We start from the raw sequence: 281 nt of genomic DNA, 5'->3' as shown, positions 1-281 counted from the left end.
TGTTACCGCCGTGAAAGGGAGTTGTCATAGGCCTCTAGACGAAGGGGACAGAAAATCTTCTTTGCGAAGCAAGCTTCGCAGATTTTCTGTAAGGTGAACGTAGCCATGCGAAGTGAACGGCCTTATTCTTCTCTTACAGTACTCTCTGTCTTTGCCAACTAGGCTTGGCAACTATTTCCTTATTATTGCCTTTTCAGGCTTCCTTTTGCTTTCGGATTTATCCGTTAGCTGAATATGGCGTCCCCTAGGGGATTCGATCGCCTGTTACCGCCGTGAAAGGG

This window comes from Bowmanella yangjiangensis (assembly GCF_017255015.1).
Taxonomy (GTDB): domain Bacteria; phylum Pseudomonadota; class Gammaproteobacteria; order Enterobacterales; family Alteromonadaceae; genus Bowmanella; species Bowmanella yangjiangensis.
Note: the sequence above shows the minus strand (reverse complement) of the source record.